Annotated in this window: 20 protein-coding genes and 1 other RNA gene; 13 read left to right on the top strand and 8 right to left on the bottom strand. The window is 57.9% G+C overall.

The annotated features are described in order from the left end of the window. Positions 1-54 precede the first annotated feature (54 nt). Positions 55-468 (bottom strand): ferric iron uptake transcriptional regulator, encoded by a 414-nt coding sequence (fur, locus tag TU84_RS22885; RefSeq protein WP_048373240.1) that lies wholly within the window; start codon positions 466-468, stop codon positions 55-57. Positions 469-566: 98 nt separating this feature from the next. On the opposite strand from fur, the gene TU84_RS22880 reads away from it, so the two are divergent. After that, positions 567-1,100 (top strand): outer membrane protein assembly factor BamE, encoded by a 534-nt coding sequence (locus TU84_RS22880; RefSeq protein WP_048373239.1) that lies wholly within the window; start codon positions 567-569, stop codon positions 1,098-1,100. 59 nt (positions 1,101-1,159) lie between these two features. On the opposite strand, the gene TU84_RS22875 is transcribed toward TU84_RS22880, so the two are convergent. Beyond that, positions 1,160-1,477 carry an RnfH family protein gene (locus TU84_RS22875; protein WP_048373237.1) on the bottom strand — a complete coding sequence of 106 codons (318 nt, stop codon included), beginning with the start codon at positions 1,475-1,477 and terminating at the stop codon, positions 1,160-1,162. Beyond that, a complete protein-coding gene (locus TU84_RS22870; RefSeq protein ID WP_048373235.1) occupies positions 1,470-1,904 on the bottom strand; it encodes a type II toxin-antitoxin system RatA family toxin in 435 nt (144 codons plus the stop codon). Before TU84_RS22870 ends, TU84_RS22875 begins: the two co-directional genes overlap by 8 nt. 233 nt (positions 1,905-2,137) lie before the next feature. Here TU84_RS22870 and smpB point away from each other — a divergent pair, with 233 nt between their 5' ends. Further along, entirely contained in the window at positions 2,138-2,620 is a 483-nt protein-coding gene (smpB, locus tag TU84_RS22865; protein ID WP_048373233.1) for an SsrA-binding protein SmpB, read from the top strand. 123 nt (positions 2,621-2,743) lie between these two features. Here the strand turns inward: smpB and TU84_RS22860 are convergent, their stop codons facing one another. Then, the gene (locus TU84_RS22860; RefSeq protein ID WP_048373231.1) at positions 2,744-3,511 is read right to left on the bottom strand and encodes a GntR family transcriptional regulator; all 768 of its coding nucleotides are present in this window, start codon (positions 3,509-3,511) and stop codon (positions 2,744-2,746) included. Between the two features lie 260 nt (positions 3,512-3,771). On the opposite strand from TU84_RS22860, the gene TU84_RS22855 reads away from it, so the two are divergent. The 5 genes from TU84_RS22855 (at position 3,772) to TU84_RS22835 (ending at position 11,352) form a co-directional block, all read left to right on the top strand. Next, entirely contained in the window at positions 3,772-5,466 is a 1,695-nt protein-coding gene (locus TU84_RS22855) for a lactate permease LctP family transporter (RefSeq protein WP_048373229.1), read from the top strand. Between the two features lie 144 nt (positions 5,467-5,610). Next, positions 5,611-6,435 carry a (Fe-S)-binding protein gene (locus TU84_RS22850; RefSeq protein WP_048373227.1) on the top strand — a complete coding sequence of 275 codons (825 nt, stop codon included), beginning with the start codon at positions 5,611-5,613 and terminating at the stop codon, positions 6,433-6,435. Continuing rightward, positions 6,432-7,883, top strand: a complete 1,452-nt coding sequence (locus TU84_RS22845; RefSeq protein ID WP_048373225.1) for a LutB/LldF family L-lactate oxidation iron-sulfur protein — start codon at positions 6,432-6,434, stop codon at positions 7,881-7,883. Before TU84_RS22850 ends, TU84_RS22845 begins: the two co-directional genes overlap by 4 nt. Continuing rightward, entirely contained in the window at positions 7,880-8,551 is a 672-nt protein-coding gene (locus tag TU84_RS22840; RefSeq protein WP_048373223.1) for a LutC/YkgG family protein, read from the top strand. Before TU84_RS22845 ends, TU84_RS22840 begins: the two co-directional genes overlap by 4 nt. After that, positions 8,548-11,352 (top strand): FAD-binding and (Fe-S)-binding domain-containing protein, encoded by a 2,805-nt coding sequence (locus TU84_RS22835; RefSeq protein WP_048373221.1) that lies wholly within the window; start codon positions 8,548-8,550, stop codon positions 11,350-11,352. The genes TU84_RS22840 and TU84_RS22835 overlap by 4 nt, the downstream gene beginning before the upstream one ends. 146 nt (positions 11,353-11,498) lie before the next feature. Here the strand turns inward: TU84_RS22835 and TU84_RS22830 are convergent, their stop codons facing one another. Continuing rightward, positions 11,499-11,849 (bottom strand): DUF6124 family protein, encoded by a 351-nt coding sequence (locus TU84_RS22830; protein WP_048373219.1) that lies wholly within the window; start codon positions 11,847-11,849, stop codon positions 11,499-11,501. A 483-nt stretch (positions 11,850-12,332) separates the two neighbouring features. Here TU84_RS22830 and TU84_RS22825 point away from each other — a divergent pair, with 483 nt between their 5' ends. The 6 genes from TU84_RS22825 (at position 12,333) to TU84_RS22805 (ending at position 21,242) form a co-directional block, all read left to right on the top strand. Further along, the gene (locus TU84_RS22825; protein ID WP_048373218.1) at positions 12,333-12,611 is read left to right on the top strand and encodes a hypothetical protein; all 279 of its coding nucleotides are present in this window, start codon (positions 12,333-12,335) and stop codon (positions 12,609-12,611) included. A 72-nt stretch (positions 12,612-12,683) separates the two neighbouring features. Continuing rightward, positions 12,684-13,075, top strand: a transfer-messenger RNA (tmRNA) gene (gene ssrA / locus TU84_RS25805). Positions 13,076-13,248: 173 nt separating this feature from the next. Continuing rightward, positions 13,249-14,454 (top strand): tyrosine-type recombinase/integrase, encoded by a 1,206-nt coding sequence (locus tag TU84_RS22820; protein WP_033898248.1) that lies wholly within the window; start codon positions 13,249-13,251, stop codon positions 14,452-14,454. Between the two features lie 140 nt (positions 14,455-14,594). Next, entirely contained in the window at positions 14,595-19,490 is a 4,896-nt protein-coding gene (locus TU84_RS22815) for a DEAD/DEAH box helicase (RefSeq protein WP_048373217.1), read from the top strand. A 481-nt stretch (positions 19,491-19,971) separates the two neighbouring features. Further along, complete coding sequence (locus TU84_RS22810) at positions 19,972-20,187, top strand: helix-turn-helix transcriptional regulator (protein WP_019817960.1); 216 nt, start codon at positions 19,972-19,974, stop codon at positions 20,185-20,187. Beyond that, positions 20,187-21,242 carry an AAA family ATPase gene (locus TU84_RS22805; RefSeq protein ID WP_033898246.1) on the top strand — a complete coding sequence of 352 codons (1,056 nt, stop codon included), beginning with the start codon at positions 20,187-20,189 and terminating at the stop codon, positions 21,240-21,242. The genes TU84_RS22810 and TU84_RS22805 overlap by 1 nt, the downstream gene beginning before the upstream one ends. Before the next feature lie 156 nt (positions 21,243-21,398). On the opposite strand, the gene TU84_RS22800 is transcribed toward TU84_RS22805, so the two are convergent. From TU84_RS22800 to intI1, 3 genes are all read right to left on the bottom strand, one after another. Continuing rightward, positions 21,399-22,232: a hypothetical protein gene (locus TU84_RS22800; RefSeq protein ID WP_033898245.1), complete on the bottom strand. Its 834-nt coding sequence runs from the start codon at positions 22,230-22,232 to the stop codon at positions 21,399-21,401. A gap of 128 nt (positions 22,233-22,360) precedes the next feature. Continuing rightward, on the bottom strand, positions 22,361-22,936 hold the full coding sequence (locus tag TU84_RS22795; protein ID WP_033898244.1) for a recombinase family protein: 576 nt from the start codon (positions 22,934-22,936) through the stop codon (positions 22,361-22,363). Between the two features lie 268 nt (positions 22,937-23,204). Continuing rightward, entirely contained in the window at positions 23,205-24,218 is a 1,014-nt protein-coding gene (gene intI1, locus TU84_RS22790; RefSeq protein WP_000845048.1) for a class 1 integron integrase IntI1, read from the bottom strand. Positions 24,219-24,279: the final 61 nt, after the last annotated feature.

The raw sequence follows: 24,279 nt of genomic DNA, 5'->3' as shown, positions 1-24,279 counted from the left end.
GCGACTCAGAGGTCGCCTTCGATCGTTTCGCGAACCGAAATTCGCGCGACATGCTTATTTACCTGACTTGCGTACGTACAGCACCAGGTTGTGATCCACCAACTCAAAGCCATGTTTAGTGGCAATGGCGTGCTGCAGCTTTTCGATCTCTTCGTCGAAAAACTCAATCACTTCACTGGTGTCCACGTTGACCATATGGTCGTGGTGACCACCGTCGGCATCAGCCAGTTCAAAGACCGCATGACCACCATCAAAATTGTGGCGGATCACCAGCCCTGCTGACTCAAACTGGGTCAACACACGGTAAACCGTGGCCAGACCGACGTCCTCGCCCGCGTTCATCAGTGCCTTGTAAACATCCTCGGCGCTCATGTGACGCTGATCAGCAGAGTCCAGCATTTGTAGAATTTTGACTCGTGGCAGAGTCACCTTAAGTCCGGCCTTACGTAGTTCGCTATTTTCAACCATGGTTAGCTTTCTCGCGGAAGCGGCTTCGCAGCTTCTCTTAATACGGGTATGATCGGCGTTTACGTTGTCCCAGCCAAGATAGTGGAAGTCGCCCACCGATGCAAAACACCAAGCTCTTGCTAACCAGTTTCACCTTTGTGGGACTGCTCGCACTCGCCGGTTGTTCATTCCCCGGGGTTTACAAAATCGACATCCAACAGGGCAATGTCGTCACGCAGGACATGATAAACCAGTTGCGCCCGGGAATGACCCGTCGGCAAGTGAAGTTTATTATGGGTAACGCTCTGCTGACCGATACATTCCACCCTGATCGCTGGGATTATTTGTATAGCCTGCAGCCCGGCGGCGGTGAACGCCAACAAGAACGCATCAGTGTGTTCTTCAACCAGAACGATCAGCTCGTCAGCCTGTCAGGCGATTTCAAGCCGGGCGTGAGCCGCGACGAAGCGATTCTGGGCAAAGAAGGGTCGACCGAGGTGATCTCACCAACGGATCCGGCACCAGAACCTGCCGAGAAGAGCGAAGTGCCGGCCAAACCGGGCTCGTTGCTTGATCAAATCCAGAAAGACGTCGACGGCGTTAAAACAGTACCCGTCCCGACGCCTACACCGCTGGACACCCGCGACCAATAATCGCGCGTTGCAAAAAAGCCCGGCATGCCGGGCTTTTTGTTGCCTGCTAAAAAATCGACTTACAGCCCGCTCAATCGCTTGGCCTCGGCCGCTTTTGCAGCCCGCTGACGGCGAATCTCTTTGGGGTCAGCCAACAGCGGTCGGTAAATCTCGATCCGCTCACCGGCCTGCACCACGCGCACCTGCGGATCCATGACCTGCTTGCCAAAGATCCCCACAGGGCAATGCTCCAGGTCCAGCTCAGGAAACGCCCGACCAATCCCTGACGCCAGCACCGCCGCGCGTAACGTCGTGCCCTCAGGCACAGTCAGCGCCAGCAATTGCTGACGCTCAACCGCCGCATAAACCACTTCAATCGCTATCACAGAATCAGCCATACAGCTGCTTGGCGCGCTGGCAAAACGCGTCGACCAAGGTATTGGCCGCCTGATTAAACAGGGGCCCCAAGGTCGCCTTTACGATTGCACCGGCGTAGTCAAAGGTCATGTCCAGGCTGATTTTGCAGGCCTTCTCGCCCAACGGCTTGAACACCCAGAGACCGTGCAGCTTGGTGAACGGGCCTTCTTCCAGGTTCATCTCAATCGACTGCCCCGGCGTCAACGTGTTGCGTGTAACAAAGTGCTGGCTCAAGCCACCTTTGGCCACGCCCAGACTGGCGCGCATCAGCGACTCGGTGCTTTCGATAATCTCGGCCGATGAACACCACGGCAAAAACTCCGGATAACGCGCCACGTCGTTAACCAGGTCATACAAAGCCTGCGCCGGATACGGCAGCAAGGCGGAACGTTGGATATGGGTAGTCATGTCAGCGTTAATTCCACAGCTGGGCGGCAAACACCCTCAGGGTGCCAAGTGGCGCCGCATAAGCGCATCAAGAAAACAATCAGGACGAACAAGGGCAGCATGATACGCGAGGTAAGAAAATTACGCCCAAGCACTCAAAAATGAGCGTGTATTGTCCGGGAATCAAACTACGTGCTCAAGCACACAGGTTGACCGTAGCCGACTCGCTCGCAACTGCCTATAATGCCGCCCCTATGGCTAAACAGAAGAAGCACCCCACAGGGACCATCGCGCAGAATAAAAAAGCGCGACACGATTACTTCATCGAACATCGGTTCGAGGCTGGTCTGGTCCTGGCCGGCTGGGAAGTAAAAAGTCTGCGTGCAGGCAAGGCACAGCTGGTCGACAGCTACGTGCTCCTCAAAGACGGCGAAGCCTGGTTGCTCGGCAGCCATATCTCGCCGCTGACGACCGCCAGCACGCACGTTATCGCCGACCCGGTGCGCAGCCGCAAACTGCTGCTTAACAAGCGCGAGCTTGAAAAGCTGGCCGCTGCTGTGCAGCAAAAGGGTTACGCGTGCGTCTGCCTCTCGCTTTACTGGAGCAAGCACTTGATCAAGTGCGAAATTGCCCTGGGTAAAGGCAAGAAGGAATACGACAAGCGCCATACCGAGCGTGAGCGCGACTCTGATCGCGAGCTGCAACGCGCGGTGCGCAACAAGGGCAAGGACGACTAAGTCCTGTTGCTTGCTGTTGGCGTACATTCTGTGGGAGCGGGCTTGCTCGCGATTCAGACAACGCGGTGTCTCTAGCACAGCGCATTGATCCTATCGCGAGCAAGCCCGCTCCCACAGAGCAGTTCACAGCCCATTACGTCGCTCTGCCCGCGCCACGCGCTGAACTTCCTGACGTACCTCCTCCAATACTTCCTGCACGTACATGAGATGGCGGCTCGCAACGCCCCGCGCATCCTCAGCCCGACCCTCCACAATCGCCAGATACAACTCGCGGTGCTGATCAATCAGCATGTCGCGCGTTTCGCTGCGCTGCTTGTACATGCCGCCAATGTTGGTCACCACGTTGCGCTTGAGCAAATCGAATAACCCGCGAATCGTGTGCAACAACACCGCGTTGTGGCTCGCCTCGGCAATCGCCAGGTGAAAGTTGGCATCGGCCTCCCCTTCCTCGGCCCGGCTCACCTCATCCACCCGCGTATAGCAATCCTGTAACCGCTCAAAGGCAAACCGCAGCCGCTCACGGTCCATCTCGGTCGCACGCAATGCTGCGTAATACGCGCAAGACGCCTCCAGGGTATGGCGAAACTCCAGCAAATCGCGCTGCGCCTCCGGGTTGCTTTCCAGCAATTGCAGCAACGGGTCACTGAAAGTCGAGCCCAGCGACGTCGCCACATAGTTGCCACCGCCCTGGCGGCTGATCAGCAAGCCTTTGGCCACCAACTTTTGAATCGCTTCACGCAACGACGGGCGCGACACCCCAAACTGCTCCGCCAGCGCACGCTCGGCCGGTAAGCGCTCACCGGCCTTCAACGTGCCCTCAAGGATCATGCCCTCAAGCTGCTCGACAATATCGTCCGACAAACGGCGCTGACGGATTTGACCAAACCCCATAACTGCTCTCCACGCACCCGACCACGCGCTGGGCCCTCTATTCTCGCCGATTGGCGCTCGCCAAACACCTATCAGAAAAACCGCCTTTTACCCCATCAGTTGCCCAGGCAACGAACAGCGCGACTAAAGATTAAGTAGCGGCAAATTGACACACGCCATACAAGGCTTTTAACCTAGCCGACAGCGATTGTAAATTGGTATTACCAATTACCCAAATGCAGTCAGCAGCATCGACCAATAACAATTAGGGGCCACCCCATATGCAAACCTGGCAACAGCTTTACAGCCCGCTCGGCAGCCTCGGCTTGTCCGCACTCGCGGCCGTTATCCCGATTGTGTTTTTCTTCCTGGCCTTGGCAGTGTTCCGTCTCAAAGGGCACGTGGCTGGCAGCATTACCCTTGCCTTGTCGATTCTGGTGGCGATCTTCGCCTTCCAGATGCCGGTCGACATGGCGATTGCCGCCGCAGGGTATGGATTTGCTTATGGCCTCTGGCCGATTGCCTGGATCATCGTTGCCGCGGTGTTCCTCTACAAACTGACCGTTAAAAGCGGCCAGTTCGAAATCATCCGCAGTTCCGTCCTGTCGATTACCGATGACCAGCGTCTGCAAGTGCTGCTGATCGGCTTCTGCTTCGGTGCGTTCCTCGAAGGCGCAGCCGGTTTCGGTGCTCCGGTAGCGATTACCGCCGCCCTGCTCGTAGGCCTGGGCTTCAACCCACTGTACGCCGCTGGCCTGTGCCTGATCGCCAACACCGCCCCGGTGGCCTTCGGCGCCCTCGGCATTCCGATTATCGTGGCAGGCCAAGTCACGGGCATCGACGCGTTCAAGATCGGCGCCATGGCCGGTCGCCAGCTGCCGCTGCTGTCGCTGTTCGTACCGTTCTGGCTGGTCTTCATGATGGACGGCCTGCGCGGCGTGCGTGAAACCTGGCCGGCAGCACTGGTGGCCGGCTTGAGCTTCGCCGTCACCCAGTACTTCACCTCCAACTACATTGGCCCAGAACTGCCGGACATCACCTCGGCACTGGCCAGCCTGATCAGCCTGACCCTGTTCCTGAAAATCTGGCAGCCAAAACGCACCGCCGGCGCGCAGATTCCGGGCGTGAGCTCTGACGTAGTTGTTACCGCCAGCGCAGGCGGTTTCGGCAAACCAAACAACTTGATGGTTTCGCCTTACAGCCTGATGCAAATCCTCAAGGCCTGGTCACCGTTCCTGATCCTGACCGTACTGGTCACCATCTGGACCCTCAAACCCTTCAAGGCTCTGTTCTCGCCAGGCGGTTCGATGTACGGCTGGGTGTTCAACTTTGCGATCCCGCACCTTGATCAACTGGTGATCAAAACCGCACCGATCGTCAACGCGCCAACCGCCATTGCCGCCGTGTTCAAACTGGACCCGATTTCAGCCACCGGCACCGCGATTTTCTTCTCGGCACTGATCTCGATGCTGATTCTGAAAATCGACATAAAAACCGGTCTGACCACTTTCAAAGAGACCCTCTACGAACTGCGCTGGCCGATCCTGTCCATCGGCATGGTGCTGGCCTTTGCCTTCGTGACCAACTACTCGGGCATGTCCTCCACCATGGCCCTGGTATTGGCCGGTACGGGCGCCGCGTTCCCGTTCTTCTCGCCGTTCCTCGGCTGGCTGGGCGTGTTCCTGACCGGCTCCGACACCTCGTCGAACGCCCTGTTCAGCTCGTTGCAAGCCACCACCGCGCACCAGATCGGCGTCAGCGACACCCTCATGGTGGCCGCCAACACCAGCGGTGGCGTGACCGGCAAAATGATCTCGCCACAATCCATCGCGGTCGCCTGTGCGGCAACCGGCCTGGTGGGCAAAGAGTCCGACCTGTTCCGCTTCACCCTCAAACACAGCCTGTTCTTCGCGACCATCGTTGGCCTGATCACGCTCGCCCAGGCGTATTGGTTCACCGGCATGCTGGTGCATTAAGCAACAGCGCTATGGTTACACCACGTTAAAAGCGCCGGGGCACGTCCCCGGCGCCCACACTTTATTACCCGGTCTGCCTCGCGGCTGAAGAGGGTTTTCAGCCGCTACCGTGGATCTATAACCGGGACCACCCGGAGACGCCTGATGAGCGAGCTTTTTTACAACGCCGTGCCCAACGCGACCCGTGTCGCCCCACCCCTTCCGACCCCGCGCCATTACCCGGCGCACAAACCCCGCAAGGTCTACCTGTTCGGCACCTGCGTCGTCGACCTCTTCTACCCCGAAGCCGGGATGGACGCGATCCACCTGATCGAACGCGAAGGCATCGAAGTGGACTACCCGCAAGGCCAAAGCTGCTGCGGGCAACCGGCCTACACCTCGGGTTACACCGACCAGGCCCGCGAAGTGGCCCGCGCACAATTGGCGCTGTTTGCCGAAGCTTACCCCGTGGTCGTGCCTTCCGGCTCCTGCGCCGGCATGCTGCGCGAACACTACGAAGACCTGTTCAAAGACGAGCCAGACACCTTGAAAAAGGTCCACGCCCTGGCCGAACGCACCTTTGAACTCACCGAATTTTTGCTGTTCGTGTGCAAAGTGCATTTCAAGGACAGCGGCGCCCCGATCAAAGTCGCGCTGCACACCTCCTGCTCTGCCCGCCGCGAAATGAACACCCACCTGCACGGCCGCGAAATGCTCGCGCAACTGGGCAACGTCGAGCGCATCGACCACAGCCATGAAAGCGAATGCTGCGGCTTTGGTGGGACATTCAGCGTGCGCCTGCCTGATATTTCCGGTGCCATGGTCGCCGACAAGACCCGCGCCCTGATTGAAACCGGCGCGCACCAAGTGCTGACCGCTGACTGCGGCTGCCTGATGAACATCAACGGCTCCCTCGAAAAACAGCAAAAAGCCCTGCGCGGTCAGCATCTGGCCAGCTTCCTGTGGCAACGCACCGGAGGTGCACAATGAGTGCGTTGATCCCTGCTGTTGTCATCGAAGACTTCCGCGAGCGCGCCCACGAGGCATTGGCCGACAAACAATTGCGAAATAACTTTCGCAACGCCATGGACTCGCTGATGACCAAACGCGCGGTGTCCTTCAGCGATGCCCAAGAACGCGAGCATTTGCGTGCACTGGGCAATGCCGTCCGCGCCCGTGCCCTGTCCAAACTGCCTGACCTGCTGGAACGCCTCGAAGCCAACCTGACCCGCAACGGTGTGCAGGTGCACTGGGCCGAAACCGTCGAGCAGGCCAATGACATCGTGCTCTCGATTGCCCGCCGCCGTGCTGCCAAGCAAGTCATCAAAGGCAAGTCGATGGTCAGCGAAGAGATGGAAATGAACCACGTGCTCGGCGCACAAGGCATTGAATGCCTTGAGTCCGACATGGGCGAGTACATTGTTCAACTCGACAACGAGAAGCCGTCCCACATCATCATGCCCGCGATCCACAAGAACGCCGGGCAAGTGGCCGACCTGTTCCACAACAAGCTCGGCGTTGAATACACCAAAGACGTCGACCAACTGATCCAGATCGGTCGTCGCGTGCTGCGCCAAAAGTTTTTCGAAGCCGACATCGGCGTGTCCGGCGTCAACTTCGCCGTGGCCGAAACCGGCACCCTGCTGCTGGTCGAAAACGAAGGCAACGGGCGTATGTCGACCACCGTGCCGCCAGTACACATTGCCGTCACCGGCATCGAGAAAGTGGTCGAAAACCTGCGTGACGTTGTACCGCTGGTGTCATTGCTGACCCGCTCGGCCCTCGGCCAACCGATCACCACCTACGTCAACATGATCTCCGGCCCACGCAAACCCGGCGAACTCGACGGCCCCGAAGAAGTCCACCTGGTGCTGCTCGACAACGGTCGCAGCCAGGCGTTTGCTGACAGCGAACTGCGCCAAACCCTCAACTGCATTCGCTGCGGTGCCTGCATGAACCACTGCCCGGTGTACACCCGCATCGGCGGTCATGCCTACGGTGAGGTGTACCCCGGCCCCATTGGCGCAATCATCACCCCGCACATGGTCGGCCTGGGCAAAGTCCCGGATCACCCCAGCGCTTCGTCGTTGTGCGGCGCCTGTGGCGAAGTGTGCCCGGTAAAAATTCCGATCCCGGCATTGCTGCGTCGGCTACGCGAAGAGAACGTTAAATCGCCCGATGCCGTACCACGCATCATGCGCGGCCAAGGCAGCAAGTACTCACGCAAAGAGCGCCTCATGTGGAACCTGTGGGCCAAGCTCAACAGCTCGCCCACGCTCTACCGCGTGTTCGTCAAAGCTGCCACCCGCCTGCGCGGGCTAACGCCAAACAACGTAGGCCCGTGGACCCAAAACCACAGCGCCCCCACACCTGCCGCCCGCTCGCTGCATGACATGGCCCGCGAACACATGGCGAAAAAGTCGGGAGCCTCGCGATGAGCGCCAAGCAAAACATCCTCAACAAACTGCGTAAAAGCCTGACAGGCACCACACCCGTGCCTGACACCTTCGACGAAGTATTGGTGACAGAACCGTGGACCTACACCCCGGAGCAACGCATCCCGCAACTGCGTAAGTTGATGGAAGCCGTGCACACCGAAATCCACCTCACCACCGAGCACGACTGGCCCGCTCTGCTGGCGCAATTAGTCTGCGACCGCCAATTGCCGAGCCTGTTAATCGCCCCAACCACAGCGCACGGGCAGAAAGTGACGGCGCATTGGGCACAAAACCCTGCGCTGCCCCCACTCAAAGCCTACGACCGCCCCGTGGAAGAATGGAAAGCCGAGCTGTTCAATGACACCCCGGCCAGCTTCACCACCACCTTGGGCGCGATTGCCGCCACCGGCAGCTTGATCCTCTGGCCAACACCGGAAGAACCGCGCCTGATGAGCTTGGTACCGCCGGTGCATTTTGCGTTGCTCAAAGCCAGCCAAATCCGCGACAACTTTTATTCAGTGCAACGTGAAATGAACTGGACCGCGGGCATGCCGACTAACGCATTGTTGGTGTCTGGCCCGTCAAAAACCGCTGACATCGAACAAGTACTGGCCTACGGCGCCCACGGCCCGAAAGACCTGGTGGTATTAATTCTGGAGGACGCATGAGCCTGCCTGCGACGTTTACCCGTGATGCCGAGCGGCTGATCCCCGACGACCGCCGCTTCACCGACCCGCTTTCCACCCTGGCTTTCGGCACCGACGCGAGCTTTTATCGGCTGATCCCGCAACTGGTGATCCGCGTCGAATCTGAAGACGAAGTGGTCGAACTGCTCAACCTTGCCCGTCGCGACCAGGTGCCCGTCACCTTCCGCGCCGCGGGCACCAGCCTGTCGGGCCAGGCCATCAGCGATTCAGTGCTGATCGTGCTCGGCGACAACTGGAACGGCAAAGTCATTCGCCAGCAAGGCGCGCAAATCCGCCTGCAACCGGGGGTCATCGGCGCGCAAGCCAACGCCTGGCTGGCACCGTTCGGACGCAAGATCGGCCCCGACCCGGCCTCGATCAACGCCTGCAAAATCGGCGGCATCGTCGCCAACAACGCCAGCGGCATGTGCTGCGGCACTGCGCAAAACACCTACCACACCCTGGCCGGTATCCGCGTGGTACTGGCAGACGGCACCCGGGTAGACACCGAAGACGCGGCCAACATCGCCGCCTTTCGTCAAAGCCACGGCGCCCTGCTCGACCAATTGGCGACATTGGCCCGCGAGACCCGCGCCAATGCTGAATTGGCTGCAAAAATCCGCCACAAATATCGTCTGAAAAACACCACGGGCCTGTCACTCAACGCCCTGGTCGACTTCGATGACCCGCTGGATATCCTCAGCCACTTGCTGGTCGGCAGCGAAGGCACCCTGGGCTTTATCAGCTCGGTGACCTACGACACGGTCATCGACCACCCCAACAAAGCCTCGGCGCTGATCGTCTTCCCCGACGTAGAGACCTGCTGCAACGCGGTCACCGTGCTGAAAAGCCAGCCCGTGTCAGCCGTGGAGCTGCTCGACCGCCGCAGCCTGCGCTCGGTGCAAGACAAACCCGGCATGCCCGCGTTCGTTAAAGAACTGTCAGCCAATGCCTGCGCCCTGCTGATCGAGTCCCGCGCGGCCAGCCAAACCTTGCTGCACGAACAACTGGCGCAGATCATGGCGTCGCTGTCCGACTTTGCGGTCGAGAAACAAGTCGACTTCACCGAGAACCCCGGCGAAAACGCCAAACTCTGGGCGATTCGCAAAGACACCTTCCCGGCCGTCGGCGCGGTGCGCAAAACCGGCACCACGGTGATCATCGAAGACGTGACCTTCCCGGTCGAGCAACTGGCCATCGGCGTAAACCGCTTGATCGAGCTGTTCGACAAACACCACTACGACGAAGCGATCCTGTTCGGCCACGCCCTGGAAGGCAACCTGCACTTTGTGTTCACCCAGGGCTTTAACAACCCCGAAGAAGTCGCCCGCTACCAAGCGTTTATGGACGACGTGGCGCAACTGATCGCCGTGGAGTTTGGCGGCTCGCTCAAGGCCGAACACGGCACCGGGCGCAACATGGCGCCGTTTGTTGAGCTGGAATGGGGCAGCGACGCCTACCAATTAATGTGGGCACTCAAGCGTTTGCTCGACCCGCAAGGCATCCTCAACCCCGACGTGGTGCTCAGCGAAGACCCGCACATCCACCTCAAACACCTCAAGCCGATGCCGGCCGCCGACGAGATTGTGGATAAGTGCATCGAGTGCGGTTTTTGTGAGCCGGTGTGTCCCTCTAAAGGCCTGACCCTCAGCCCACGGCAACGGATTGTGATCTGGCGAGACATTCAGGCCAAAAAGCGCGCCGGGGTCGACACCCGCGAGCTGGAAAAAGCCTACGCCTACCAAGGCATCGACACCTGCGCCGCCACCGGTTTGTGCGCCCAGCGTTGCCCGGTGGGCATCAACACCGGCGAACTGGTGAAAAAACTGCGCGCGCGCAGCGCCAACCACCTCAAAGCCGCCGACCTGTTGGGCAACCACTTTGCAACCACGCTACAGGGTGCGCGCTTCACCCTGCACGTGGCCAATGGCGCACGCATTTTGCTGGGTGCGCCGCGCCTGGGCAAAATCTCGGCAGCCCTGACCAAAGCCAGCAAAGGCCGCGTGCCGCTCTGGACCAACGCCATGCCGCAACCCGAGCGAGCGGTACGCTTCAGCCCGCCGGTTAAAGATGCCCGCCCGCGGGTGGTGTATTTGGCGGCCTGCGTGTCCCGCGTCATGGGCCCGGCGGCAGGCGACAAAGAGCAAACCTCGTTGCTCGACAAAACCCGCAACCTGCTGGAAAAAGCCGGTTACCAAGTGGTCTTCCCCGAGAACATGGACAGCCTGTGCTGCGGCCAGCCGTTTGCCTCCAAGGGCTACAACGAACAGGCTGAACACAAACGCCAGGAACTCATCGGCGCCTTGCTGCACGCCAGCCGTGGCGGGGTCGACCCCATTTACTGCGACACCAGTCCCTGCACCCTGCGCCTGGTCCAGGACCTGGGCGAAACCCGCCTCGACCTCTACGACCCGGTGCGCTTCATCCGCACCCACCTTGTGGATAAGTTGAACTTCACCCCACAAACCGCCCCCATCGCCGTGCATGTCACCTGCAGCACCCAGCATTTGGGCGAAAGCCAGGCGCTGATCGACATCGCACGCCTGTGCAGCACCGAGGTGGTGATACCGGAGGGGATACATTGCTGCGGCTTTGCCGGCGACAAAGGCTTTACCACCCCCGAGCTGAACGCCCACTCACTGCGCACCTTAAAAGACGCTGTGCAGCATTGCAGCGAAGGAATATCGACCAGCCGCACGTGTGAAATCGGCCTGAGCCAACATGGCGGCATCGACTACCACGGCCTGGTCTACCTGGTAGACCGCGTCAGCACAGCTCGTTAAACGGTGAACAATGTGGGAGCGGGCTTGCTCGCGATACAAACGACGCGGTGGTTCTGAAGACCGCGCCGACACTATCGCGAGCAAGCCCGCTCCCACAGAAATGAGGTCAATAGGACGCGCCTGCTTGCACTCAGGCGCGTGCTGCTCTAGTGCGTCGTCAACCCATCCAGCGACTTATCCACATACGCTTTGGCCAACTCCACCAAATGCATGCTCGACAACACCAAGCTGCGCGCATGCCCGCTCAAACCATTCCCCGCCTCACACGCCGAAGCACCCGCGCAGCGCAACAAGTCTGACGCTTGGGCCAAAGCCGCTTCTACATTGACGTTGTCGGGTATGGCATACGTGGCCTGATCCACGTGCCGTGGAGGCTTATGGTCGTGCAGGTAGTAATTGAGGGCGCGCTCGGTGGCCGCGCGGTCTAACGACAGTGCATCGCACTGAACAGCCTCTTGCGAGGGTAAGGCAGGTGGATCGGGGACAATCTTTTTCATAGCGCTCTCCAAGTTTAGGGAGCTGCCTTAAATCGCGACTAACGATGGGGAGGCAGCCGTACGCAGGTTAGTCGACCGGCAAACTTGGAAACCGGCGCACTCGAAAGTGCCCTGCGCACGGCCACCATAAAACGCAGGCCCTAGAAAAGGGCCTCGTAGAGGTAGCGCCTTGCGCCAAGTTTACAAGCCGGGCGACTAAACCCGACCGCTGATGTGCAGCGATGGGCCGAGACTATGCCCCGAACTGGACAGGCGCAAGCGAACGAGAGTGTCTAGGAAGTTTCATAAGAAGGAAAGGGATCAGGCCTACGAACCGCCTGAAAACGCCCCCTTTTTGGGCACAAAAAAATTCATCAAATACTGGCCAAACGCAGGCAGAACTCCAGAGCGTGGCTATAGTCAATTAGCTTGAACCCTAATGATTGGGGCCTATAACCGAGCCCGGAGCCACCGGGCCTTACTGTGCAAAAGGAGCTTGACCCTATGAAACGTACCGCATTGGCTGGTCTGTTTGTATCCGCTGCAATGTTGGCCTCTCCGGTGTTTGCGGCAGATGACCTCTGCCAGATCAACCTGATAAAAATCGCCGATGCCCAAGCCACCCTTCTTGCCACCAGCGAAAACACCAAAGGTGACATCGACGCCATGGTCGAAAAAGCCAAAGGTGAACAAGCGGCGGGTAAAACAGAAGATTGCATCGCGACCACCACCCAAGCCCTGCAGAAACTGCAAAACCTCACCAAAGGCGGCGACGATAAGTAAGCCCTTGAGGTTGGCCTTCTGCGCCGAATTGGCGTAGACTGCGCAGCTTGCTGGTTACGGCCAGCAAGCATCGGGGCCGTTTAGGATTCGACGCCGGTTGCGAAACTCTAGGTGCATGCCGAGTTGGTAACAGAACTCGTAAATCCACTGTTGCAACTACTTATAGTTGCCAATGACGAAACCTACGAGGGTCAAGCTCTCGCAGCGTAAGCTGCCTTAGCCATCCTCCTGGTACCTTCGGGTCCAGCAATCACTAGGGGATGCCTGTAAACCTGAAGTGATTGTCATATAGAACAGGATCGCCGTGCAGTACGTTGTGGACGAAGCGGCTAAAACTTACACAACTCGCCCAAAGCACCCTGCCCTTCGGGTCGCTGAGGGTTAACTTAATAGAAACGGCTAAGCATGTAGTACCGACAGCGGAGTACTGGCGGACGGGGGTTCAAATCCCCCCGGCTCCACCAATTTGTCTTCCCAAGAAGACCCAGAAAAGCCGTAAAGCCTAGAGAAATCAAAGCTTTACGGCTTTTTTCTTGCCCGCGTTTTCCCACCTGATCCCAGGGCATCCCACAGTTGACGGGGGCATATATGGGGGCATAAAACGCTCATCAGCTCGCTCGGAGAGGATGTGCCCCCAATGCCCCTGAAAGACACCAACTGCCGCAACGCTAAGCCCCAGGACAAGCCCTATCGGCTATACGACGAACAGGGTCTGTACCTTGAAGTGCAGCCCAACGGAGGCCGTTACTGGCGCTTGAAATACCGTTTTCTGGGAAAGGAAAAACGCCTGGCTCTTGGTGTTTACCCTGAGGTCGGCTTGCAGGAAGCTCGGCGCAAACGTGATGACGCTCGTGTCCAACTTGCCAGCGGCCAAGATCCTTCGCTGCAAAGACGCATGGCCAAGGTGGTCAGCCAACTTGATCACCAGCACACTTTTGAATCGGTTGCCACGCAGTGGCTCAATATTCGCGAATCCTCCTGGGACCCGGAGTACACCCGGACTGTACGGCAGCGCCTTGAGCTCAATGCCTTCCCCTGGCTGGGAAAACTCCCGATTAGCAGCATCAGCACGCCCATGCTGGTCGAAAACCTCCAGCGCATCATCAAGCGCGGCGCTCGCGAGACGGCGCGTCGTGTTGCCCAGATCTACAAACAGATTTTTGAGTTCGCCGAAGCTGCCGGCATCACCCCGCCCAACCAGATAGGGAATCTCTCACGGACGCTCCCAGCCAAGCGGGTGAAACACTTTGCTGCCGTGACCGATCCTGAAAAACTCGGGGCACTGCTCAAAGCACTGGATAGCTACACGGGAACAATGCCTGTTTGTTGTGCACTCAAACTGGCCCCATTGCTGTTCTGCCGGCCCGGCGACCTGCGCCACATGGAGTGGTCGGAGGTCAATCTGGATGCGGGCGAGTGGTTGATTCCCGGCCACAAGATGAAAGGGCTCACTGCCACCAAACAGGATCGTCCGGACCATTTGGTTCCCCTGAGCCAGCAAGCAATCGCTGTTCTGCGCGAGCTGAAACCACTCACCGGCAGACATCGATACGCCTTCCCCTCGGCACGAGGAGGCGACCGGCCGATGTCCAACAATGCCGTACTCAGCGCATTACGCCGCATGGACATCAGCGGCGACGAAATGACTGGGCACGGCTTTCGTGCGACAGCGAGAACCATAGGTGCGGAGGTGCTGGGATTTCGCCCAGATCTCTTGGAGCATCAGCTTGCTCACACGGTAAAAAATCCGCTGGGACGTGCGTACGATCGAACCAGCTTCTTGCCAGAGCGGCGTGAAATGATGCAGATCTGGGCCGACTTTTTGGACTCGATAAAACGCTGAATGCAAGCGCCCCCATCAGCCAGCGAGCCCTCAAGCTAATACGAGCACTATCTTATCGCTCCAGTACTGGCTGAATTGCTAAACTGCGCCGATTTGGCGCCTGTAATGCGCCAGACGCAGTCCAAAAGGAATTCCTACCGATGTCAGCCTTATCAGCTTTGCTGAATACCTACCGCAGCGCTTCTGTCACCGAACGCGAAAAAGGTACTTACTTCGAAGAGCTGATTTGCACTTACCTCCGCAACGAAGCCACCTACCGCGACCTTTATGACAAAGTATGGACGTTTGCGGAGTGGGCGAAGGAACAAAGCCTCAGTGGCAAGGATGCGGGCATTGATTTAGTGGCTCGCACCCAGGGCACCGGCGAGTACCACGCCATCCAGTGCAAGCTGTACGCCGAGGACTACAAAGTCCAGAAGAAGGACATAGACAGTTTCTTCACCGCCTCGGGCAAAGCGCCGTTCTCGCACCGCGTCATTGTTGCCACCACCAACAACTGGAGCGAGCACGCCGAGGACGCGTTGCAGGGCCAGCAGCCTCCAGTCAGTAAAATCGATCTGCAAGCCCTGGAAGACAGCCAGATAGACTGGGCCAAGTACCAGCCCAATCAGGCAGTCGCTCTCAAGGCCAAGAAGCAGCTGCGCGCGCACCAGCAAACCGCGTTGAATGCCGTGGCCGCTGGCCTCAAGGACGCCGAACGCGGCAAGCTGATCATGGCCTGCGGCACCGGCAAGACCTTCACTAGCCTGAAAATTGCCGAGCAGCAGGCCGGCAAGGGTAAGCGTGTACTGTTCCTGGTGCCCAGCCTGTCGCTGCTATCGCAGACCCTTACCGAATGGACGCAGGAAAGCGCCACTCCGCTCCACAGCTTTGCCGTCTGCTCCGACAGTGACGTAGGCAAGAAGCGAAAAGCAGAGGATGACGCGGTTCAGGTGTTCACCCATGAACTGCGATACCCGGCCACTACCAAGGCAGATCGCCTCGCGGCAGAAATGCTCAAGCGTCACGATTCCGAGCACATGAGCGTGGTGTTCTCCACCTATCACTCCATCGACGTAATCAGCCGCGCCCAGGCTGATCATGGCCTGGCCGCTTTCGATCTGGTGATCTGCGACGAAGCCCACCGCACAACCGGCGCGACCTTCGACGATGATGACGAAAGCACCTTCGTTCGCATTCATGATGTCGACTACATCCGTGCCACCAAACGCCTGTACATGACCGCTACGCCGCGCATCTACGGCGACAACGCCAAGATCAAGGCCGAGTCTGGTGAAGTCACCCTGTGCTCGATGGATGACGAAGCGCTTTACGGCAAAGAGTTGTTCGTCATCAACTTCTCCGAGGCTGTTCAGCGCGGTCTGCTCACCGACTACAAGGTTCTGGTACTCACTGTTGAAGAGAGCGTTATCAATCGTCGGCTTCAGGAACTGTTGAAGGACGAAGACAATCAACTCAAGGTGGACGACGCCGCCAAGATCGTCGGCTGCTGGAAGGCGCTGGCCAAACAAGGGCTAGCTGAAAATCTTGTGGGTGATGATCAGCCCATGAAGCGCGCTGTGGCCTTCTGCCAGGTCATCTCGCCTAACTACAAAGGAACCAAGCACAAGGTCAGCTCGATCAACATCGCCAGCATGTTCCAGTCGGTGGTTGAGGCTTACCAGGAGTCCGAAGAGATCGACGAGGGCTCGCGCATCATCTGTGAAGCCGCACACGTCGATGGCGGCATGAACGCCAGCCAGAAAGAAGCCAAGCTCAACTGGCTGAAAGAAGAACCACCCACCAACACATGCCGCATCCTTAGCAACGTGCGCTGCCTGTCTGAGGGCGTGGACGTACCGGCACTGGACGCGGTGCTTTTCCTCACTCCGCGCAACTCCCAAGTGGACGTGGTGCAATCCGTAGGCCGAGTGATGCGCAACGCACCAGGCAAGAAGCGTGGCTATGTGGTGTTGCCGGTGGTTATCCCAGCCAATACGGAACCCCATGTAGCCCTCAACGACAATCAGACCTACAAGGTCGTCTGGCAGGTGCTCCAGGCACTGCGCTCGCACGACGACAGCTTCGACGCCATGGTCAACAAGCTCGATCTGATCGGCTCTGACCCGCGCAAGATGGAAGTCATCGCCATCACCGACAAGGCCGAGAAAAAGGCCAGGAAAGCTAGCGGCACCAGCAACGGCCAGGCAGGTAAAGGTCAGTACGGCATTGGTGAGAAACGCGCTAAGTACGATGTCGAAGGCCAGATGACCCAGCAGGCCGAGCTGGCCTATGAGGTAGGGGAAATCGAGAAGGCCATCTACGCCAAGATCGTCGACAAGTGCGGCAACCGCCACCACTGGGAAGACTGGGCCAACGATATCGCCAAGATCGCCCGCACCCATATCGACCGTATCCAGGGCATTTTGGAGAACCCTGAATATACCCAGGAGAGAGCGACTTTCGAGGCCTTCGCCGCAGAGCTGCGCGATGATCTCAACGACAGCATCAGCGATGGCGAGATCGTCGAAATGCTTGCCCAGCATCTGGTAACAAAGCCAGTGTTCGATGCGTTGTTCGATGAATACAGCTTTGCCAGTCACAACCCCATGTCCAAGGCCATGCAAGGCGTACTGGACGCGCTTCACGAACATCACCTGGCCAAGGAAGCCGATACCCTCGAGAAGTTCTACGCTAGTGTGCGTCAGCGTGCTGCCGGCATCGACAACGCCCAGGGTAAGCAGAAGATCATCGTCGAGCTGTACGACAAGTTCTTCCGCAACGCCTTCCCCAAGATGACCGAGCGCTTGGGCATCGTTTACACCCCGGTCGAAGTGGTGGACTTCATCCTCCACAGCGTCAACCACCTGCTGCAACAGGAGTTCGGCCAAACCCTGGGCAGTAAGGGCGTCCACATCATCGACCCGTTCACTGGCACCGGTACCTTCATCACCCGCCTGATCCAGTCTGGCCTGATCAAGCCGGAAGAGTTGCCGCACAAATACCGGCACGAGATCCACGCTAACGAGCTGGTACTACTGGCCTACTACATTGCCGCCATCAATATCGAAGCGGCCTACCACGGCGAAGTAATCGACGAGTACGCCCCATTTGAAGGCATCTGCCTGACCGATACCTTCCAGATGTATGAGAAGGACGATTTGGTAGACGCGCTGTTGGAGGACAACAGCGCCCGGCGTAAGCGGCAGAAGGATTTGGATATACGCGTGATTGTGGGCAATCCGCCTTATTCAGTCGGCCAAGGTGACGCCAACGCCAACAACGCTAACGTCCCTTATCCAAGCTTGGATGAGCGCATTCGAACAACCTATGCCGCTCGTTCAGACGCGAACAACAAGAACGCACTCTATGACAGCTATATCCGCTCCATTCGCTGGGCCAGTGACCGTATTGGTGATGCCGGCATCATCGGTTTCGTTACCAACGCAGGCTTCGTAGAAGCCAATACTGCAGATGGCCTACGCAAGTGCCTGGTGGATGAGTTCTCCAGCCTCTATGTGTTCCACCTACGTGGCAACCAGCGTACCAGTGGCGAAACCTCACGTAAGGAAGGTGGGAAGATTTTTGGTAGTGGCAGCCGTGCCCCAATTGCCATCTCGCTGCTGGTCAAGAACCCCGAAGCGGTAACCCACGGCCAGATCTATTTCCACGATATCGGCGACTATCTCAGCCGCGAAGAAAAGCTGGAGAAGATAGTCAGCTATGCCAGTGTGGCCGGCATTCCAGGCTGGCAGCACGTAGTCCCCGACGAGCATGGTGATTGGTTGAAGCAGCGTGATAATAGCTTTGGCCAGTTCATCGTCTTGGGCGATAAGGACGACAGAACTTCGGAAGTACTTTTTGAAAACTACACCAGAGGGCTGGAGACCGGGCGGGATGCATGGGTCATCAACTCCAGTGAGTCGAAGGTGAAACTCAACGTAGCATCAATGCTGGACTTCTATAACAAAGAGATTCAGCGCGTTGGTGCCGCATCCCTCCAAGGATCAAAAAAGGAGCGAATCGACCAGATAAAGCCATTGTTATCCAACGATGCGACGCAAATTAGCTGGACGAGCAGTTTGTTTGCTAATGCCGCTGACGCAACCATGCTGAAGCTCCGTCCAGATTGTATTGGAACCATGGTCTACCGGCCGTTTACCAAGCAGGCTTTCTCTTATGATTCGAACGTAGTACACCGTGTTGGCCAGATGCCGCGCATCTTCCCGAACGCTAAGGCGGAAAATTGTCTCATCATGGTTAAGCAACGCCCCGCCGAGTTTGGTCAACTTGCGTTAATGGTGAACCGCCCGCCAGAACTACAGACCGATGGAGGCACGCAATGCTTTCCCCTCTACCTCTACGACGAAGCCGCCCAAGCCTCAGATGACGACCTCTTTGCAGAGCCGGTTGAAAGTGGGCTGCGCCGCCGAGATGCCATCACCGATGCCGGCCTTGCACACTTCAATACAGCCTATCCCGGCGAGCAGATCGGCAAAGAAGACCTGTTCTACTACGTCTACAGCATCCTCCATTCGCCCGACTACCGGGAGCGCTATGCCGACAACCTGAGCAAGGAACTGCCACGCATTCCGGCAGTGAAGAAAGCCGTCGACTTCTGGGCTTTCAGCAAGGCGGGCCGCGCATTGGCCGAACTTCACCTGAACTACGAAACCGTCGCGCCCTACCCGCTGACCATCGAGGCCAAGGACACGCTGACTAATGCCGATTACCGCGTGGAGAAGATGAAGTTCGCCAAGAAGGGCGACAAGACCACCGTCATCTACAACCACCGCATCACCATAAAGGGCATTCCTGAAGCGGCGTGGGATTACGTCGTCAACGGCAAAGCCGCACTCGATTGGGTGATGGAGCGCCAAGCGGTGCGTATCGACAAGGCCAGCGGCATCGTCAACGACGCCAACGACTGGGCCAACGAAACCATGGGCAACCCCAAGTATCCATTGGAGCTCTTCCAGCGCGTGGTCACCGTGAGCCTGGAAACCCAGAAAATCGTCAAGGCGCTGCCCAAACTCGATATCGCCACAGATGACTAGTTAAGCCCGATAAAACGCTGAGCACTCAGTCAACTACTGCCTTGGTTGGGGCCCCTTACCCAACCAAGGCAGAGCATCTGCTGATTGCCAGCCCGGCACTCTCATGTTAAAAATTGTCCGTCCCAAGCGATCCCTATCGATCCGCAACGGTCCGCCACGTCGCCCTGGTAACGACGTTAAAAACTTTCGCCTCGTTCGCATCCGCTGAACGGGCCGCATCAGCTGCCATTGGTTGATTTGCGTATCTGGTCAGAACACCCTCAGCCCGTTCTGCCACTAGAAGCCTTAGGGCCCTAGAACTTCTGTAGCCCACAACGACCTCCGACGCTACCGAACATTTATCTCGGAAACGCGCATATACCTATGCGTGTGGCAAATGCCCGTGCTCGCTAAATAGCCAGCCGATTTCCGTCTTTTACCCTTTTTAGCAGTAGTGCCGGAGGACGCTGCCCCACGCTTCAGGACCTAGGACTCAAAACCTATGGCAATGCACGTTAGCAACTTTGACGACGTCGGCGACGATGACAAAATTCTTCGCTTACGCGATGTCGAAGCAATCGTCGGCCTAAAACGCTCAACGATCTATCGCAAAATATCGGAGGGCCTTTTCCCGCGACAACGCCTTTTGTGCGGTTCCAGCGTCGGCTGGAAAAACAGCGAAATCCAAGCTTGGATTCGGCAAAGGGAGGCGCTGTAATGCAGCGCCGAACACCTCAACAGCCAGGCTGGACGGTAGAACTCACAGCAGCGGTCAATATTCCAGTGGAAAAGATCCAGTGGATTTGGCCAGGCTGGCTGCCAAGGGCAAAGCTATCCATTCTTGCCGGCGCAGGTGGGTGCGGTAAAACCACGTTGGCAATATCGCTGGCCGCCAGGCTTAGTAGAGGAGCGGACTGGCCAGACGGCAGCATAGGTGACGCAGCAGGCAACGTTGTAATTTGGAGCGGCGAGGATGGTATAGCTGACACCATCATTCCTCGCCTCATAGCTGCAGACGCAGACCTGAACCGCGTGCACGTAATTGAGGGGCTAAGGGATCAGAGTGGGAATAGGCGACAGTTTGATCCTGCTGCCAACTTTGCCCTTTTAAATGAAGCAGCCGCACGGATTGACGGCGTCTCATTGCTGATTTTCGACCCCCTGATCAATCTCATTCGTGGGGACATGCACCGAGCAAACGAAGTTCGGCAGGGGCTGCAAATGGTAGTGGATTTTGCAGAACGACATTGTTGTGCTGTCCTCGGCATATCTCACCTAAGCAAAGGTTCGGGCCAGTCCTCCGCAGCTAATCGTGTGATCGGCAGCCAGGCATTCTCCGCGCTCGCTCGCACTGTACTGGTGGCAGAGAAAGATCAGAATTCAGAAGCCAGGGTGCTTGTCCGAGCCAAATCCAACGTTTCGATTGATAGCGGAGGGATTGAGTATTTCGTTGAGCCCGTCGTTATAGGCGAGCAGCTGGAAACAACCTGCATCCGATGGGGAGATGCTATCGAAGGAAGCGCTGAAGCCATTCTCGCTGCTATTGAGCAAACGGGTGACGCCAGGCCCGTATCAGCTACTCAAGAGGCCTGCAGCTTCCTTAAAGAGACGTTGCAAGCTGGGCCTGTTGCAAGCAATGACTTGATAGCTCTAGCTGAAGAGCGTTGCATTTCTTCGGCGTCACTTCGCAGAGCCCAGAAACAGCTAGGTATACGTTCACACAAAACAGGAATGCAGGGCGGATGGGCATGGGAGCTTCCCACCACTCCCTGAAGGCGCTCAACGCACGCCGAAGGTGCTCAATGTTTGTGTTGAGCACCTTCGTTTTTTATTGAACGCCTTCGCCTCGCGATAGAATCTGCATAACTGATCACGCAGACAAAATTCCGAAATGATTGGCTGATCGCCAGTCGCACAGGCCGACCACGACTACTTCCCAATGAAATAGAGATTGCCGTTCTTGTTGTAAATCGCGGCAGGTCGGAAGTCCCTAGGCCAATTCCGTCCAGGATAGTACGCATACATCCATTCGGGCAGGTGACGAGCAATACCCGCCAGTGCATCCATGCCGTCCTTATCTGCTCGGCTAGCGTCAGCAAATAGTTCGCCTGAGGGATCGGTCAGGAAAATCGGGCCGTAGGCTTTCTCGGCCAAAATGAATGCTGGCGCAGCGCTCGCCGGAGCGTCGAACGGCGCGGGGTTCCCAGCAGCCAAATCTGCAAGCCTGTCGTATTTCTTACCTGAGCCGTCAGCGTACCTAGCAGGCTCATGGCGCAACTTTGAGATTGTTCCACCGAAGTATTTCTCTCTCGCCTCAAGCCAAGCCGACCTGACCAACGCAGATGCCTCCTTTGGGTTAGACGCCAGCTCCTCAGGCACCCACGCAGCAACCTGGTAGTGATAGACAGGGCCAGCACTGCCACCACCCAACAAGAACAACCCGACGCCAAGAGAAGCTGCTCCTGCGCTGCTAAAACCAGTTGGAGGTGACACGTATCCCAAACCTGCCGTTGCTAGACCTCCAGAGCCTCCCGAAGATCGCGGCGAGCTCAGGTTATCTACTTCATTCCCAACCATTTCTCTTGGAATATCGCGCTGACCATCGATGCGCATGGCTTCCAGAACCAACATGGCATCGGACCATTTTTCGCGAGGAACATCTTTAGGTTCTGGCAACGTGACCTTCGGGGTACTGGAGCAACCCACCAACGCAACCAACAGCAAGGTACCAACGCACCCCTTCACAGAAAAAAGCACCGACATGAAAACTCCCTATTTTTATTCAGTGGTAGTCCGGCACACGTAGTACGCCGGAGACATCCTTCACTTGCCTGCCAGGTCATAGCGCCCAAAATTATCTGAGCAACTTCAGCGGAAAATACCACCACCACTTAAACGACAGCAGATGATTTCGGCGAACCGACGTAGTGGTAAAGCGTTGTTCGAGAAACGCCATACCGTCGGGCAACATCGGTCACCTGTATCTCAGGATCTCTGAGAAGAGCTCGTATCTCACGCACCTGACGATCATCCAGCGCAGGCTTGCGTCCACCTTTTCTCCCACGGGCACGAGCCGCAGCCAGTCCTGCACGAGTTCGTTCTCGAATGAGGTTGCGCTCAAACTCAGCCAGGGCAGCGAACACGTGAAAGATCAGCTTGCCGGCAGCGCTGGTGGTTTCGATTCGTTCGGTTATGGATTCGAAGGCCACCCCTTCCCGCTCCAAGCTACTGACAATCCCAACCAAGTCAGGCAAAGAACGACCGAGGCGGTCCAGTCGCCAGACAACCAGAGTGTCACCACTACGCAGAGCTTTGAGGCAATGCCCCAGCTCCGGCCTGTCCGCCGACTTGCCGCTCATGGTCTCCTCGTAGACTGTTGAGCACCCAGCCAGAGCAAGTGCATCTCGCTGCAGGTCGAGGTTCTGATCATCAGTCGACACTCGGGCATATCCAATCCGCTTTCCCATACGTTTTTCTCACACTGATTTCGGTACAGGAAAAGTGACAGGAAACCGGTAAATCCCAAGCCCAAATGTCGTTTTCAGAAGACGGCTGCACTGAACGTCAGAAGCCGACTGCACTATAGCAGCGGAGGGGTTGGATCCATCAGGCAACGACGGGCTGCTGCCGGCCATCAGCGGACGCAGGGAGGACTTTCCGCAACCGGCCGTTCGATGCGGCACCGATGGCCTTCGCGCAGGGGTAGTGAATCCGCCAGGATTGACTTGCGCTGCCCTACCTCTCACTAGTGAGGGGCGGCAGCGCATCAAGCGGTGAGCGCACTCCGGCACCGCCAACTTTCAGCACATGCGTGTAAATCATCGTCGTAGAGACGTCGGAATGGCCGAGCAGATCCTGCACGGTTCGAATGTCGTAACCGCTGCGGAGCAAGGCCGTCGCGAACGAGTGGCGGAGGGTGTGCGGTGTGGCGGGCTTCGTGATGCCTGCTTGTTCTACGGCACGTTTGAAGGCGCGCTGAAAGGTCTGGTCATACATGTGATGGCGACGCACGACACCGCTCCGTGGATCGGTCGAATGCGTGTGCTGCGCAAAAACCCAGAACCACGGCCAGGAATGCCCGGCGCGCGGATACTTCCGCTCAAGGGCGTCGGGAAGCGCAACGCCGCTGCGGCCCTCGGCCTGGTCCTTCAGCCACCATGCCCGTGCACGCGACAGCTGCTCGCGCAGGCTGGGTGCCAAGCTCTCGGGTAACATCAAGGCCCGATCCTTGGAGCCCTTGCCCTCCCGCACGATGATCGTGCCGTGATCGAAATCCAGATCCTTGACCCGCAGTTGCAAACCCTCACTGATCCGCATGCCCGTTCCATACAGAAGCTGGGCGAACAAACGATGCTCGCCTTCCAGAAAACCGAGGATGCGAACCACTTCATCCGGGGTCAGCACCACCGGCAAGCGCCGCGACGGCCGAGGTCTTCCGATCTCCTGAAGCCAGGGCAGATCCGTGCACAGCACCTTGCCGTAGAAGAACAGCAAGGCCGCCAATGCCTGACGATGCGTGGAGACCGAAACCTTGCGCTCGTTCGCCAGCCAGGACAGAAATGCCTCGACTTCGCTGCTGCCCAAGGTTGCCGGGTGACGCACACCGTGGAAACGGATGAAGGCACGAACCCAGTGGACATAAGCCTGTTCGGTTCGTAAGCTGTAATGCAAGTAGCGTATGCGCTCACGCAACTGGTCCAGAACCTTGACCGAACGCAGCGGTGGTAACGGCGCAGTGGCGGTTTTCATGGCTTGTTATGACTGTTTTTTTGTACAGTCTATGCCTCGGGCATCCAAGCAGCAAGCGCGT

It is taken from the genome of Pseudomonas helleri (genome assembly GCF_001043025.1).
In the GTDB taxonomy this organism is placed as follows: Bacteria; Pseudomonadota; Gammaproteobacteria; order Pseudomonadales; family Pseudomonadaceae; genus Aquipseudomonas; species Aquipseudomonas helleri.
Note: the sequence above shows the minus strand (reverse complement) of the source record. Positions and strands in the feature narration are given on the sequence as shown.